This is a genomic window from Flavobacteriaceae bacterium GSB9 (assembly GCA_022749295.1).
Lineage (GTDB): Bacteria > Bacteroidota > Bacteroidia > Flavobacteriales > Flavobacteriaceae > Flavisericum.
Genome location: CP062007.1, coordinates 2462893 through 2477569, shown reverse-complemented (window position 1 = coordinate 2477569; position 14677 = coordinate 2462893). Strand labels below are relative to the sequence as shown.

Genomic DNA, 14677 nt, shown 5'->3' with positions numbered 1-14677 from the left:
TTATAGAATAGTTAAGACCTTAAGATTTTCAACAGCTTACCAATAAAGTTTTCAACCCTATAAAACTTACTAGCGATAAGATAATTATTTTCCATGATTTCATTAGAGTTGGACATGGTCGCAATTTCTTTTATCGTAGAAACTATGCTCATCGGATTTCTTTTTTCTATATAAAACCCATTTATTCCTTCCTCAAAAACATCTGGTATTCCAGCATGTTTAGTAGTTAGTATAATATTTCTTGTAGCCATTGCTTCTAATATAGAGATTGGTTGCCCTTCCATTTCATAATAAGTTGGAAGAATAAACGCATTTCCCCAATTTAATAAGTCCTTTTTTTCCTTTCCTGAAACAACACCACAATATTCAATATTCTTTAAAGTTTTAAAATACTGATTTATTTCTTGCTTATTTTGGGCATCAATATTACCAGCTATTTTTGCTTCATATTCAAACCCTTCAGCTTCTAATATTTTCAGAGCTTCTAAAAAGTCAATAATACCCTTCTCTTTCATTAAATTGCTTAGAAAAACTATTTTGGGCTTATTAGTTAAATCTTTATTATCACATTTTTTTTCTGAAAACAAGTAATCTTCAACAAAATTATATAATACATATATTTTCTCATCTTCAATAAAAGGAGACATATTATCGGCCAAAGACTCTGACAAAACAATGCCTTTTGTTGTTTTACTTAGAAGCCATTTAAAAACTCGTTTCTTTACCCCCTTTAATTGCTGGAACTCTTTTCCAAGGTAATTACCATGTACATGAACAATAAGCTCTTTGCCCAGCACCCAGCTTAATGAAATAAAAAGTCCGTATTTAACCACGCCTAAAAAAGTTTGCCCTGGAGTTATATAAACAATATTGGCCTTGAAAATTTTGTATGCAAAAAGATTTAACTTTAGAAAATATAAGGCCTTGGATATAGAAAATCCGCCTAACTTTTCTTCAAATTTACTGTATGATGTATTGATAAAATCGATACCAACGCTTTTATCTTTGTTAAGGCCTTCTACTACAGTTTTGTTAGCCAATGAAACACCCGTTGTAGGTTCTGGTAGCGGGCCTATTAATAACAACCTATCTCTTTTCATTATAATATATTCTACTGTAATAATTAATAAAAAACGAAAAAACCAATACACCAGCCTCCCTCTCTAAGATATTTTCAATAAGCATATTTCCACAAAAAATGATAAACATACAAATGAAAACAATGTCCTTTGATTTTAAAGCTATTTTCAACAGAATGCAACAATAAAACAAAAATACACATAGACCAAACGCACCTGTTTTAATCAAATAACTACTAAATTGATTATGAGAATTGTAGTTTTTAATAACTCCGTCGGATAATTTAGCCGTAAACTCTGATAATATTTCCCTATCATCTCCTGAACCCACACCGAAAAAGGGGTTGCTTTTAAAAATCTCTAAAGTAGCCTTGTTCAAAACAACTCTTGTCCCTATCGAAGTTTTGGGGTCATTGATTGATTGTTCTATTTTTTTAAACTCTAAAAAACTATTCCCATTAAATCTTGGTAGATAGACTACTAAACCTAAGAGTAACGCTATTGCCCCAAAAGCAAAAAGAATTGCAACTTTTTTTATTTTCTTGTTTAAAGTAAACAAAAACAATAAACTTGTTATAATTATTAAAATTACAGATGCTCTTTTGTTCATTATTGCCAATAATGACAAACAATAAAATACATTCACAACATATAAAAATATAGTATATTTATTCTTAGTTTTTGTAGCCATTCTTAAGCTTAAAATGATGCTTATCGTTAATAATAAGGCCAGATATAATGAATGTATTTGATACTTGTCGTATATAAGTTTGTCTATTAATGTTATGTAGTGATGCACCAAAAACACCCAAGACTCCCCCTTTATTATCAGATAATACAAAAAAACGACTGCAGTGAAAATAAATATTGAAACTATAAATGCATTATTAATTTTGTTTATTTTTATTTTCCTTAATGATTTTGCCGGTATCATAGAAAAACATAAAGGGTATAAAAACAGTGAAGCTCCCGTTTGAATTTGCGAAAAAGCTCTCTCTAAATTAGAAGAATGAAGAACTCCCAATAATATTATCAAATAAGGGATAGACATTAAAACCAAATAGTTCCAATTTATTTGTTTATAATTCTTCAGAACTACCAATCCTAAAAATGCAACAGGAAAAAACTTAAAATTGCTAGGAAACAATAAAATACTAGCGTTTAAAAATAAAGCTAAAGTTAAATGCTTCTGGTTCATTTTGTTTTTTTAAGACTAAAAAAAATGATTCGTTCTAAAAGTTTTGGTATAAAATAAACACCTATAAAGGTACCAACGAAATATGCAAACCCATTAGCAAAATCTCCTCTAAGCAAAAATATTAAATGAACTGAAAAATAAAATGCGATAACTTCCTTTAAAGTATCATTAGATTTGAGCCAAGATATAAATATGGCGACTACATAAGAAAGTAAAATAGACATTAAAACCACTCCTAATATACCGAAATTTACATATCCTTCAGAAACTAACGGGTTTGATAAATTATTATATGTAAATTCGTGGTTTTCCATTAAAAAATTTCCTATAAATTCACCAGTAGATAAGGGCTTAGTTGACCATAAGCTTCTTGGTATAAAAAACAGTAAACCACTTAACAATTGATATCCAAGCGAGAGGCCTTCTTTACCTACATAGCTTACTGTTGCTACAATATTAGGAAAGGCATCATAGTGCAAAGTGCTAAAGGCATTTACTATACCTCCATGATTAGTGAAGTCTTCAACTATAATGTTTGGTCGTTGTATAATTTCACTAAGGTTAGCATCGACATGGGTTAGCGCTGATACCAACGGGAAGAAAATAATCATAGACACAAATGAAAACAGAAAAAATTTAGAATTTGTATTGATTAATTTTGGATAAAATAGATAAATCAAAGTAATATAAATTGGCCCCAGTGCATTTCTTTTCTCGGTTAATGGGTTTTTAAAAAAAAGTAAAAATGAGAGTAAAATAATCAACATTAAATATGAGATAAATGTATTTGTAGTAATTTTACGATTTTTCTTTAGGTACCTAAATATAAGCGCAATAGCTCCGAGCGGAATTAAAAAAAGCACCTTTTTTCTAATTAAAAGAATGGAAATACTTTCAGCTTCTTTTGAATATATAGACTTTGATATCTCATCGATAATGTAACTATAATTAATTGCCCAAATCACGAAGCAAACCATGAAAAGAACTAACATCACTAAGGGTCGAGAGAATGTGTTTGTTTGAGGCTTTTGTACAAAATTTTGTTCCTTTCTCTTTTTGTAAAATAAATAGCTAATAAAAAAAATCAAGTTAAAAATCAAAATCAAAAAATTTGAGAAAATGACCTCATTCACATTATACGGATAATTATTGGGAAATGTTGATCCCATAGACTCTATTGCTCCTATTTGAATTATTGGAGCTACAATAAAAAATAAAAAAACGAAAACTATATATGACGTTAAAAATGGAGAGAAAATTCTTTCTTTGTTAAGGTGGAAATATGATATGTAAGTAATTAAACAGTAATTAATAAAAAACGAAAACCAAACAAATACATTCGCTTTAAAAAATAAAAATAAAGGAATACTAACCATTAAATATAAGAAGATTGTAAGTGTTTTAAGCTTCATAAATGAATTATTTCATGTTAATAGTCATTAGCTTCCTTTTTGCGTAAAGATAAGTCATAGCTCCTTTCATAAAATGAATAAGCATTAAAAATGCTATAAAATCACTGTAGCCATAATACAAGCCGACAATCATTGTTAAAACCCAAAAAACATAAGAAAGTATATTTAAATAGTTGTAACTATTAAACTTATTGTTGACCATGTAAAAGGGCTGCGAAATCCAATGGAAAATATTAAAGACAAACAATAAAATCGCAAAAGGAAGTATTGACAAAACTTGTTCAATTTTATGATTGAATTGAAAACCTAAATTTATTACTAAAATATATAATACAATTACAAGCAGGACAATTAACAAATAAATCATTAATGTTTGATTTTTTATTTTTATTACTTTCTCCCGTTCATTTTTAATTACGTGTTTTTTTATTAAAGGGCCATACACTGAATTAACGCCAATACTTACAAGTAAAAATACATTGAAAATATTCAAAATATAACCAACCTCAACTAGCTCTTCAGCTGTAGAATACATTTTAGCTAGGTTCATAAAACCTAACCCAGAACCCCAACCTAATGCACTAACAGAAAATAAATTTAAAACCAGTTTAAGCTCACTTAAGCTTAAAAAAACTATCTTAAATTTAAACTTAGTTAATCCCAAAAATTTAACCAATGTCAAAACTAACAATAAACCAAGAGCTTTTCCCCAAAAAAAAGCAACCACTTTATCTTCAACAATTAAAATATGAATTAATATAGATCCAAAAGAAATCATTAATAATCCTTGAATTAATAATGCCTTTCCATGCTCTTCAATCATTTTATAATAATTGGTTAAGTAATTCAAGTAAGCGTTGATTGTCATGCTCAAAAATAAGCTGAAAAAAATTATTGCTTTATGAACGTCAAAATAACTAAAAATGTATTTTTTTAAAGCAAAAAAAACAAGCACACAAGTCACTGAAACTATTACCGAACTAGATATCAGCTTATTAGTTATTTGTTTATAACTTAGAATGGATTTTGAGTAAATTAAGCTTGATTGGTTCAATGGCAATAACAAACTTAAAATTTGTTCCAAAGAAAATAGCAGCAAAATAGCCACATACTGCTCTGAGTATGAACCAACTGCCAAAAATAATAATATAATATAATTGAGCCCCTTAGAGGCTCCTGAAACTAAAATATAGGATAATGATTTTAAAAGATTATTATCTATTCCACCTTTTATCATTGTTGGTTAGTGACAATATTCACAATTTTAGCAATAGATTTTCCATCAACCTTCCCAACAGACCTTAAAAGATAGGTTTTTATTAATTGCTTATCAATGGCTGTATTGAGTAAATTCTTTTCAAAATCTATCCTATTATAATAATAAGTTACCACCCCTTTTGGGTATTTTTCCTCTAACCCCTCTGAGACACCCCACCTTGGCGACTTCACTTTTTTATTTAATAAAAGAGCATAAATAATTACAGATGAAAAATGGCTGATTACAAACGAGGAATGTTCAATTAAATTTTTAAAATCAACATCATAAAAGCACCTTATTTTATGCTCTTCAAAAAATGAAAGGCAGTTGGTTATATCTCTTCTCGGATGCAATTTGACAATTAATTTTAAATCTGCCTTCTTCAAAATATTATTAAGGTCTTTTAAAAAACCCAGCCACTTCTTTGTATCCCATCCATAAATTAAAGCTAATCCATCATCAAAATAGGCTACATATTTATTAGATTTAATCTCTAAGTGATTTTTCAAAAATATATCCCTACTTAACAATTTTGAATTATAAAAAATATCTAATTCCGGATTTCCTACAACTTCAACCATATCTTCAGGAAAACCAAATTCCTTTACCATTATTTCAAAATCTGAAGGATAGTACACTAATGATTTATTAACCGCAAGCTCCCTTGAGTATTTTGGAAACAACGTATACTCCATAGGGTTTTTATAGGCTCTTATAATAAACCTAAAAAAGGTCAAAATACTTGGGTATTCAATAAAATAATTATACGCCGAAAAAATATTCTTTTTGGTGATTTTTGAAAACAATCCTCCTTTACTCTCATTTTGAACGGTAGTCCTAACAACGTCAATGCTCTCCTTTGGTATTAACTTACCATGTGATAAATGAAAAATCTTAATATTTAAATCTTTACAAATTTTAACGATTGCCCTATCTATTAAAAATGATAGATTCAGAATTATAATAATATCTGGGTTTTCCCGCTCTATAATTTTTCTTAGTCTATTAGTCTTATAAAAAGAAATATCTTTTAATTCTAAACCGTCTATTTGCTTTTCTTTCTCTATTCCATCAAGCATAAAAGAAGAAGTGTGCAACAAGAATGTTTCATAGCCCTTATCTTTAAAATCTTGATCTAATCTTAAAAAGTTTCTATACCCTTTATCCCAGTTATCAAAATAAAGTATTTTCTTCATAAATTTTAATTAAAAAGAATTTCTTCTACAAATTCTCTTACTACTCCTTCTCCCCCCTTTTTTTCTAAGTGAATCATATTCGGTATAGCTTTTATTTTCTTAAGAGCATTTTTAGGACAAGCAGCAATACCAACATTAGATAACAACTCAAAACAATTAATATCATCGCCTATATAAGCAACTTGAGACAAAGTTATTTTTTCCTTTTTACAAATATCCATAACAACTTCTAATTTTCCTCCATATTTTTTGCCCTGGCACAGATAATCAACCTTTAATTTCTTAGCTCTGTTTTCAACAATTTTAGTATTCTCTGAAGTAACAATTGCTGTTTTTATACCTTGCTCACACAAAAGTTGAAAAGCCATACCATCATGCGTATTAAATTTCTTTAATTCATCTCCAGATTCGCTATAATACATTCCCGCATCGGTTAAGACACCATCAACATCTGTCACAAAAAGCTTAATATCACATTTTAAAGGTTTGTTTTCTTTCAAAACAAAACGTTTCATAAGCGATTCTGCCATTAACCAATCTTCTTCTTCATCAATTTCAACGGCTGTATATTCAGGCATTTCGACTATACCAATATCACCAGATAATCTATTCTTGTATTCCAAAATATTACTGACAGAATTAATATAAAAAGCACCATTTTCCATTAATAAACCTTCAAAATCTTGTCTTCTTGGCCTATTTTTATAATTATAGTTTAAAGCTTCCCTTCTTTCAGTCCAAAAAAAACGCTTTGATCTAACACACGAAAGAATAGAATCATGGCTTTTAAATGCCTCTAAACCTATATCCAAATCTAAAGTTGTTAATAAAGGAGACGTTGCTTGTATTAATAAAAAAGTATAACTTTTATCAATTTCTTCCCTTTCTAAAAACTCTAACATAACACTTTCTGTTGAAGAACTGTCTTGGGCATTTTCATCACTCCTTCTATATACAGAAACCTTAGAAAAACTAAAACCAAGAACTGTTTCCTCTATTTTAGCATCATCTGTAGCCACAACTATTTTAGAAATTATTTTAGAATCATGAGCCGCTTTAAGCGTCCAATATATTAAAGGTTTTCCACAAAAGTATTTGATATTCTTTAATGGTATTGATTTGCTTCCCCCTCTTGCAGGAATAAAAGCTATAACACTCATTATTTTCTGTATTTCAATTTATCCCTTTGAACTTGCTCTATTTCTAGAATTTCAGAGTCCTTGTAACCTAAAGCCTCATATGTTGCTTTTAAATCACGACATAATTTTCTCATTCCTGTAGGCTCTAAAGAAGCTGCATGATCCGTACCTTTCCAAGTTCTGTCTTTTGTAAAATGTCTTTCAACCCAATTAGCACCCAAAGCAAAAGCCGCATTATCTATTGCTATACCTAAATGATGCCCAGAAAAACCAACGTGTTTTACTCTTTCTCCATACTCCTTGATAAGTCTAGTAATTTCTAATAAACAAACATCTTTGAAAGGGACAGGATACCCTGATGTACATGAATATATTACTAATCTGTCTTTGGCTTGATTTGTTTCCTCGAAAAACTCAATAATTTCCTTTTCTTCTTCTAAACTTGTCATTCCAAAAGAAAGATGCACATCTCCTTCAAAATCGTCTCTTAATACCTTTAACATGTCAAAATTGTTATTACAGGCTGAAGGAACCTTTAACAATGACGGCTTAAAAGTTATCATTTCCTCAGCTGAAGTAACATCCCAAACAGATGTGGAATATTCTAGTCCAATTTGATCGCAATGCTCTTTCAGTTTTTTATGTTGATCTACTGAAAATTCTAAATACTCTCGATGAGCACCGTAAGTATCTCCATAAGAGTTAGAAGGATTAGGGTGAGGAGCATTATATTGCTCTTCCGTTAATAATTCCCTATTATTTCTTTTTTGAAATTTAGCCACATCTGCCCCACACTCTTTAGCTAAATTTAATAATTCTATAGCAATATCAAAATCACCTTTATGATTACATCCTATTTCTGCTATTACTTTAGGTTGTTTATATTTCATTTTTTTTATTTAAATACCATTTATAAATTTGTTCAATTCCCTCTACTAATTCAACACTGTGTTTCCACCCCAAACCATTTAATTTAGAAACGTCCGTAAGTTTCCTGAAGGTGCCATCTGGTTTTTTGGTGTTAAAAACCAAATCGCCATCAAAACCAACAACCTCTTTTATGATTTCTGCGAGTTCTTTAATAGATATGTCTTTACCTGTACCGATGTTAATATGTGTATTTCTAACTTCCTTTTCGCCAGCTGTATAAGTGTCTGAAAAATCTCGATTTTCCATTAAAAACACACAGGCATCGGCCATATCTTCACTCCATAAAAACTCGCGTTTTGGTTTTCCAGAACCCCATATTTCTACGCTATCTTTATTAACTCCAAACTGTTTCAAATAGTTTTTAGCGTCTTCTAAAGTCTCCATTTCCAAATCTTCCAACACCTCCCCTACTTGATCTTCTGAAAGAAGTTTTGCTAAATGTATTTTACGGATTAATGCTGGCAGCACATGCGATTTTTCTAAATCAAAATTATCGTTTGGACCATATAAGTTTGTGGGCATTACCGAAATAAAATTAGTGCCGTATTGTAAATTATAACTTTCGCACATTTTAATGCCCGCTATTTTCGCTATGGCGTAGGGTTCATTGGTATATTCCAAAGTATCTGTTAACAGGTACTCTTCTTTCATGGGTTGATGTGCATTTTTTGGATAAATACAAGTACTTCCCAAAAACAATAATTTTTTAACACCGTGTACATAACTTTGATGAATCACGTTGTTTTGAATCATCATGTTTTCATAAATAAAGTCTGCACGATACACGTTATTAGCAACAATACCACCAACTTTAGCAGCCGCTAAAAAAACATACTCGGGCTTTTCATCTTTAAAAAAAGAAGCAACATCAACCTGATTGGTTAAGTCCAGTTCTTTATGCGTTCTGGTAATAATATTGCTATAGCCTTTATTTTGAAGGTTTTTTAAAATTGCACTCCCAACCAAACCACGATGACCAGCGATATAAATTTTAGCGTTTTTTTGCATAATCAGGCTATTCAAAATAATTCATAATCTCGTAACCGCCTTCTTTGAGAAACTGCTCTTTTTTCATAAGCTTGACATCACTCTGCATCATATCTTTTACTAAAGCTGGTAAATCGTATTCTGGCACCCAACCCAGTTTTTCCTTCGCCTTAGTAGCATCGCCTATTAACAAATCAACTTCTGTTGGTCTAAAATATTTGGGATCTACCGAAAGTACTTCTTTTCCAACGGGCAATTGATATTCAGCATGGCGACATGATTTTACAAAGGCTTTTTCATCGACACCCGTTCCTTTAAACTCCAATTCAATGCCAACTTCGGCAAAACTCATCTTAACAAAATCGCGAACGGTAGTCGTTTTATTGGTTGCTATAACCCAATCTTCGGCTTCTTCAGCTTGAAGAATCATCCACATCATACGCACATAATCTTTGGCATGTCCCCAATCGCGCTGAGCATCGAGATTTCCTAAATAGAATTTATCTTGTAACCCTAATGCAATTCTAGAGGTTGCCCTTGTAATTTTACGGGTTACAAAGGTTTCACCTCGTATAGGCGACTCATGATTAAACAAAATACCATTACAAGCGTATATACCATAAGCTTCGCGGTAATTTACCGTTATCCAGTAGGCATACATCTTAGCCACAGCATAAGGACTTCGTGGATAGAAGGGTGTTGTTTCCGTTTGCGGCACTTCTTGTACCTTACCATATAACTCTGAAGTTGAAGCTTGATAAATTCGTGTTTTCTTTTCAAGACCTAAAAAGCGGATGGCCTCCAATAAACGTAATGTACCAATACCATCGGCATTTGCTGTGTATTCGGGCATCTCGAAAGACACGTGTACATGGCTCATAGCCGCCAAGTTATAAATTTCATCTGGTTGTACCTCCTGAATAATTCGGGTTAAATTGGTACTATCTGTTAAGTCTCCATAATGGAGGTAAAAATCTCTATTCTCAACATGAGGGTCTTGGTATAGGTGGTCTATTCTATCTGTATTGAAAAGGGATGAACGCCTTTTTATTCCATGAACCTCATACCCTTTTTTTAGTAGAAACTCACTTAAATAAGCGCCATCTTGGCCGGTAACTCCGGTAATTAATGCTACTTTTTTTGACATGTACTTAATTTTAGGTGGCTATTGTTTACTTACTTTTAAAACCGAATACTTAGGCCGCTTTGCAAAAGTAACATAATTGGATGTTTTGACAAGATTGGTGCTGTTAATTAAATTGTTTTCTGACAGAACTTTTCGAGCAAAATCATACCAAGTCATTACCTTATCATCCGAAAAGTGTTTTATCCCATATTTCTTTTCTCTTTTGGCTATTAAACCAACGATAAAGTTGGCCAAATTAACCGTATCGGTTGGACATCCTGTTTGGTCTGTGGTTATCGACAATTCATCCTTTTCTTCTGCTAAGGCCACAATAGTTCTATAAAAATTCTTTCCGTATTTTTTACTGTATAACCACGATGTTCTTACTATAAAGTAATCTGATAAAGCATTTTGAATATATTGTTCTCCTAGTAATTTTGATTTACCATATGCGTTTATAGGGTTAGTTGCATCATCTATGGTATAAGGGGTTGTTTTTTCTCCATCAAAAACATAATCTGTTGAAATATGGATTAAAACTACTTTTCTTTTTATACATACATTAGCCAAGTTCTTAACGCCCTCGGCATTGATTTTATTGGCTTCATCTGGTGTTTTTTCTGCTTGTTCTACGTTGGTATATGCTGCACAGTTTATGCAATAGTCAAAATCATGCTTTAAAAAAAAATCTTCAACTTTTAACTTATCGGTAATATCTAAATCTGCCTTTGTTGCAAAAGCAAAATCAATGTTTAGCTTGTTTTGAGCATATAATTCTTCTATGGTTTTGCCTAATTGACCATTAGCTCCAGTAACTAAAACCTTTACACTCATAAAATTTATGATTTAAATGTTGGCAGGCACTTGTCCTTCTCAGAAACAATTAAGTTTTCTTCAGGCACTCCCCAATCAATATTTAAAGTTTTATCGTTATAGATTATCCCAGATTCTGATGATTTATTGTAAAAATTATCACATTTGTATGAAAAAACTGTGTCATCTTCCAAAACCACAAAACCATGGGCAAACCCTCTGGGAACGTACAGCTGTTGGTGTTTTTTGTCGTCTAAAATTAACGAAAAGTGCTTGCCGTAAGTTGAAGAGTTTTCCCTAACATCAACGCAGACGTCTAAAACGCTTCCCTTTACAACACGAACCAACTTGGCTTGTGCATATTTACCTGTTTGAAAATGAAGCCCTCTTAAAACCCCCTTATTGGATTTTGATTGGTTATCTTGAACAAAATTTGGTATTATGCCTGTTTTTTCTTTAAAAATTTTCTCATTAAAAGCTTCAAAAAAATAACCCCTTTCGTCTTCAAAAATTTTTGGGGTTATAACGTAGCACCCTTTTAGATATGTTTCTTCTACCGTCATAAATTATTCTAACAAGTGTTGAAGGTACTTCCCATAACCGCTTTTTAATAAAGGCTTGGCTAACTCGTTAAGCTGTATTTTATTTATATACCCCATATTATAGGCCACCTCTTCTATACAACCTATTTTTTGGCCTTGGCGTTCTTCTATAACCTCTACAAATTGAGACGCCTGCATTAGTGAAGTAAACGTGCCTGTATCTAACCAAGCTGTTCCTTTATCTAATATTTGAACATTCAAATTTCCTTGATTGAGATATGTTTTATTAACATCAGTTATCTCTAATTCTCCTCTTTTACTCGGTTTAATATTTTTGGCTATTTGAACTACAGAATTATCGTAAAAATAGATGCCTGGCACAGCAAAACTAGACTTGGGGTTTTCGGGTTTCTCTTCTATGGAAATGGCTTTGTTATTGTCGTTGAATTCAACAACACCATAACGCTGTGGATCTTGAACATGATAGGCAAAAATAACACCGCCTTTAGGGTCTATATTGTTTTGCAAGGTTTTTTCTAGACCCGAACCATAAAAAATATTATCACCTAAAATTAGCGCTACACTATCGTTTCCAATAAACTCTTCTCCAATAATAAAAGCTTCTGCCAAGCCGTTTGGTGCTTCCTGAACGGCATACTCAAAACGGCAACCATAATTAGCTCCATCACCCAATAATTCTTTAAAATTTTGTAAATCTTGGGGGGTTGTTATGATTAAAATTTCTCGAATCCCTGCAGAAAGTAACGTAGAAACCGGATAATAAATCATAGGCTTGTCGTAAACCGGCATAAGCTGCTTACTTACCACTTTGGTAAGAGGATATAAGCGCGTTCCTGATCCGCCTGCCAAAATAATGCCTTTCATCTATTTATATTTTTCTAGATACCATTTAATGGTTTTCTTAATGCCTGTTTCAAAGTTTTCTTTTGCTTGCCAACCTAACTCATTTTCAATTTTAGAAGCATCAATAGCGTACCTAAAATCATGTCCTGGTCTATCTTTTACAAATGTAATTTGCTCTTTATACGATTTTTCTTTTGGCTTAACTTCGTCTAAAACCTCACAAACAGTGTTGGCAATGTACAGATTGTCTCGTTCATTTCGGCCTCCAATGTTATAGGTTTCGCCAGGTTTTCCTTTGTAAAAAGCCAATTCAATTCCGCAACAATGATCTTCTACATAAAGCCAATCTCTCACATTTTTACCATCTCCGTAAATTGGTATGTGCTCATTATGTATCGCTTTCCTGATAATGGTTGGAATAAGCTTCTCGTCATGTTGTTTTGGACCGTAGTTATTTGAACAGTTGGTCGTAACCACATTCATGCCATAGGTATGGTAATAACTTCTAACTATAAAATCGGAAGATGCTTTTGAAGCACTATAGGGACTATTGGGCGCATATGGGGTTTGCTCGGTAAAAAGCCCTTCGTTGCCTAATGTTCCATAAACTTCATCGGTTGAAATATGGAGAAAACGTGAGTTTTTATGAATGGCTTTTGAGCTATGGGGCGCCTCCATCCAATGGTTTTTGGCCACATCAATCAAATTGAAAGTCCCAAGCACATTGGTGTTTATAAAAGCGCTTGGCGCGTTTATCGAATTATCTACATGTGATTCTGCTGCAAAGTGGATAACCCCACTAAAATCATGTTCTTCAAAGAGTCTTTCTATTAAAGCCCTATCACAAATGTCGCCTTCTATAAAGGTATAATTAAGATGGTCTTCAACTTCTTTTAAATTGGAAACATCCCCTGCGTAGGTAAGGCTATCCAAATTAACCACCTTAACTTTTGGATTATTTTCAAAAAAATAAGTGATAAAATTTGAGCCAATAAAACCCGCACCACCTGTGATTAGAAAAGTCATTATAATTTTGTTTTGATAAGCCTTAATAGTGCATTAAAATCACCGCTACGCTTCCTTCTTATAATTTTTTAAATATTTATTTAAAGATAGCAACCCTAGAATTAAAAAGGTAATCCCTAACAGCAAACAAGGTAGAATAAATTTATAGGAATTGAGTATACCCTTTAACCTAACTCCCTTTACAGGGAATTCAGATATTACATTCAATATGCTCTCCTTGTTACCACGCTCTTCATTAAGCTCAACCAAACTGGTTTGTAATTGATTCATTTTATTTATCAAAGCCAACTCTTTGAAATCTTTAGAGCCTTCTTCTGCCATATTGATGTTGGTTCCGTTCATGTCCTTTTCGGCCTCCTTCAACATCACCTTTTTGTATAATGCCTGTAAAGAATCAATCTCCCTAATTTGCTTTTTGTATAAGCTATCCTGAAGACTTATATTCATCTCACTAATGCTTTTCTGAAGCTTAAAGTAATCGTTTCTGGAAATAGAGTTTATTATAGAAGGTTGGATTCTCTTTGCCACAGTATTGTTGGCGGTAATAATCGAAACCGTGTGGAAACGGGCGTCCAAAGAGTTAAAGTTTTCAAGATACTCCTTAATATCTATGGCTTTTTGGGTTGTTGTATCCAAGCTAGTTAAAAACTCATCAAACAGTTTAATTTTTTGGTTTTCATCTGAATAGGATTCCACACTAAACTCTCTTATAGCCGAGGCTTCTTTCTTACTAATATCCAAAACTTCGGCTAAAACCGTTGAATCTTTGGCCGTCGCTAATTCATTATAAAAACCAATGTTGTTATATAGCTGCTGAACACTATTGAAGTTGGGCTCTACAACCATTGTAGAAATATATAAAGGTTCTTTCTTATAATCAAGGTAGACTCCAACAGCCAAGCCCACAACAACAACTACCGCTAATTTAATAAAATGTTTCTGTACAAAAATTAAAAATAGGATAATGACTTCAAAAAGGGTTTTAAAAATATTTCCAATAAACTGGAAGAAATTCTTAAATCCATTTCCAATTATTTTAAACAACTGGCCTAAATCTACTTCTTCAGATTGCTGTGGTTGTGGCAAATCTTTACTCATAATTATAAT

Annotated in this window: 14 protein-coding genes; all 14 read right to left on the bottom strand. The window is 32.0% G+C overall.

Annotated elements, in window-relative coordinates; all coding sequences use genetic code 11:
- Positions 1-11: 11 nt before the first annotated feature.
- Genes GSB9_02165 through GSB9_02152 form a run of 14 tightly spaced genes read right to left on the bottom strand, consistent with a single transcriptional unit; the run spans position 12 to position 14668 of the window.
- The gene (locus GSB9_02165; GenBank protein ID UKM65594.1) at positions 12-1100 is read right to left on the bottom strand and encodes a glycosyltransferase family 4 protein; all 1089 of its coding nucleotides are present in this window, start codon (positions 1098-1100) and stop codon (positions 12-14) included.
- Positions 1087-2277, bottom strand: a complete 1191-nt coding sequence (locus tag GSB9_02164; GenBank protein ID UKM65593.1) for an O-antigen ligase family protein — start codon at positions 2275-2277, stop codon at positions 1087-1089. Before GSB9_02164 ends, GSB9_02165 begins: the two co-directional genes overlap by 14 nt.
- Positions 2274-3689, bottom strand: a complete 1416-nt coding sequence (locus GSB9_02163; GenBank protein ID UKM65592.1) for an O-antigen polysaccharide polymerase Wzy — start codon at positions 3687-3689, stop codon at positions 2274-2276. The genes GSB9_02164 and GSB9_02163 overlap by 4 nt, the downstream gene beginning before the upstream one ends.
- Before the next feature lie 7 nt (positions 3690-3696).
- The gene (locus tag GSB9_02162; protein ID UKM65591.1) at positions 3697-4926 is read right to left on the bottom strand and encodes a hypothetical protein; all 1230 of its coding nucleotides are present in this window, start codon (positions 4924-4926) and stop codon (positions 3697-3699) included.
- On the bottom strand, positions 4923-6143 hold the full coding sequence (locus GSB9_02161; GenBank protein ID UKM65590.1) for a hypothetical protein: 1221 nt from the start codon (positions 6141-6143) through the stop codon (positions 4923-4925). The genes GSB9_02162 and GSB9_02161 overlap by 4 nt, the downstream gene beginning before the upstream one ends.
- Positions 6144-6148: 5 nt before the next feature.
- Positions 6149-7303 (bottom strand): acylneuraminate cytidylyltransferase, encoded by a 1155-nt coding sequence (locus GSB9_02160; GenBank protein UKM65589.1) that lies wholly within the window; start codon positions 7301-7303, stop codon positions 6149-6151.
- Positions 7303-8172 carry an N-acetylneuraminate synthase family protein gene (locus GSB9_02159; protein ID UKM65588.1) on the bottom strand — a complete coding sequence of 290 codons (870 nt, stop codon included), beginning with the start codon at positions 8170-8172 and terminating at the stop codon, positions 7303-7305. The genes GSB9_02160 and GSB9_02159 overlap by 1 nt, the downstream gene beginning before the upstream one ends.
- Positions 8162-9220, bottom strand: coding sequence for a GDP-L-fucose synthase (locus GSB9_02158; GenBank protein ID UKM65587.1), 1059 nt, complete (start codon positions 9218-9220; stop codon positions 8162-8164). Before GSB9_02158 ends, GSB9_02159 begins: the two co-directional genes overlap by 11 nt.
- Before the next feature lie 7 nt (positions 9221-9227).
- Positions 9228-10346 carry a GDP-mannose 4,6-dehydratase gene (gene gmd / locus GSB9_02157; protein UKM65586.1) on the bottom strand — a complete coding sequence of 373 codons (1119 nt, stop codon included), beginning with the start codon at positions 10344-10346 and terminating at the stop codon, positions 9228-9230.
- Between the two features lie 18 nt (positions 10347-10364).
- The gene (rfbD, locus tag GSB9_02156) at positions 10365-11159 is read right to left on the bottom strand and encodes a dTDP-4-dehydrorhamnose reductase (GenBank protein ID UKM65585.1); all 795 of its coding nucleotides are present in this window, start codon (positions 11157-11159) and stop codon (positions 10365-10367) included.
- A gap of 5 nt (positions 11160-11164) precedes the next feature.
- The gene (gene rfbC, locus GSB9_02155; protein ID UKM65584.1) at positions 11165-11701 is read right to left on the bottom strand and encodes a dTDP-4-dehydrorhamnose 3,5-epimerase; all 537 of its coding nucleotides are present in this window, start codon (positions 11699-11701) and stop codon (positions 11165-11167) included.
- Between the two features lie 3 nt (positions 11702-11704).
- Complete coding sequence (rfbA, locus tag GSB9_02154) at positions 11705-12565, bottom strand: glucose-1-phosphate thymidylyltransferase RfbA (GenBank protein ID UKM65583.1); 861 nt, start codon at positions 12563-12565, stop codon at positions 11705-11707.
- Complete coding sequence (rfbB, locus tag GSB9_02153; GenBank protein UKM65582.2) at positions 12566-13573, bottom strand: dTDP-glucose 4,6-dehydratase; 1008 nt, start codon at positions 13571-13573, stop codon at positions 12566-12568.
- 42 nt (positions 13574-13615) lie between these two features.
- The gene (locus GSB9_02152; GenBank protein UKM65581.1) at positions 13616-14668 is read right to left on the bottom strand and encodes a hypothetical protein; all 1053 of its coding nucleotides are present in this window, start codon (positions 14666-14668) and stop codon (positions 13616-13618) included.
- Between the last annotated feature and the right edge of the window lie 9 nt (positions 14669-14677).

What these genes read in the sequence shown, in the direction of transcription:
- GSB9_02165 (UKM65594.1), bottom strand. Translation starts at nt 1,100, where the DNA reads ATGAAAAGAGATAGGTTGTTATTAATAGGCCCGCTACCAGAACCTACA.
- GSB9_02164 (UKM65593.1), bottom strand. Translation starts at nt 2,277, where the DNA reads ATGAACCAGAAGCATTTAACTTTAGCTTTATTTTTAAACGCTAGTATT.
- GSB9_02163 (UKM65592.1), bottom strand. Translation starts at nt 3,689, where the DNA reads ATGAAGCTTAAAACACTTACAATCTTCTTATATTTAATGGTTAGTATT.
- GSB9_02162 (UKM65591.1), bottom strand. Translation starts at nt 4,926, where the DNA reads ATGATAAAAGGTGGAATAGATAATAATCTTTTAAAATCATTATCCTAT.
- GSB9_02161 (UKM65590.1), bottom strand. Translation starts at nt 6,143, where the DNA reads ATGAAGAAAATACTTTATTTTGATAACTGGGATAAAGGGTATAGAAAC.
- GSB9_02160 (UKM65589.1), bottom strand. Translation starts at nt 7,303, where the DNA reads ATGAGTGTTATAGCTTTTATTCCTGCAAGAGGGGGAAGCAAATCAATA.
- GSB9_02159 (UKM65588.1), bottom strand. Translation starts at nt 8,172, where the DNA reads ATGAAATATAAACAACCTAAAGTAATAGCAGAAATAGGATGTAATCAT.
- GSB9_02158 (UKM65587.1), bottom strand. Translation starts at nt 9,220, where the DNA reads ATGCAAAAAAACGCTAAAATTTATATCGCTGGTCATCGTGGTTTGGTT.
- gmd (UKM65586.1), bottom strand. Translation starts at nt 10,346, where the DNA reads ATGTCAAAAAAAGTAGCATTAATTACCGGAGTTACCGGCCAAGATGGC.
- rfbD (UKM65585.1), bottom strand. Translation starts at nt 11,159, where the DNA reads ATGAGTGTAAAGGTTTTAGTTACTGGAGCTAATGGTCAATTAGGCAAA.
- rfbC (UKM65584.1), bottom strand. Translation starts at nt 11,701, where the DNA reads ATGACGGTAGAAGAAACATATCTAAAAGGGTGCTACGTTATAACCCCA.
- rfbA (UKM65583.1), bottom strand. Translation starts at nt 12,565, where the DNA reads ATGAAAGGCATTATTTTGGCAGGCGGATCAGGAACGCGCTTATATCCT.
- GSB9_02152 (UKM65581.1), bottom strand. Translation starts at nt 14,668, where the DNA reads ATGAGTAAAGATTTGCCACAACCACAGCAATCTGAAGAAGTAGATTTA.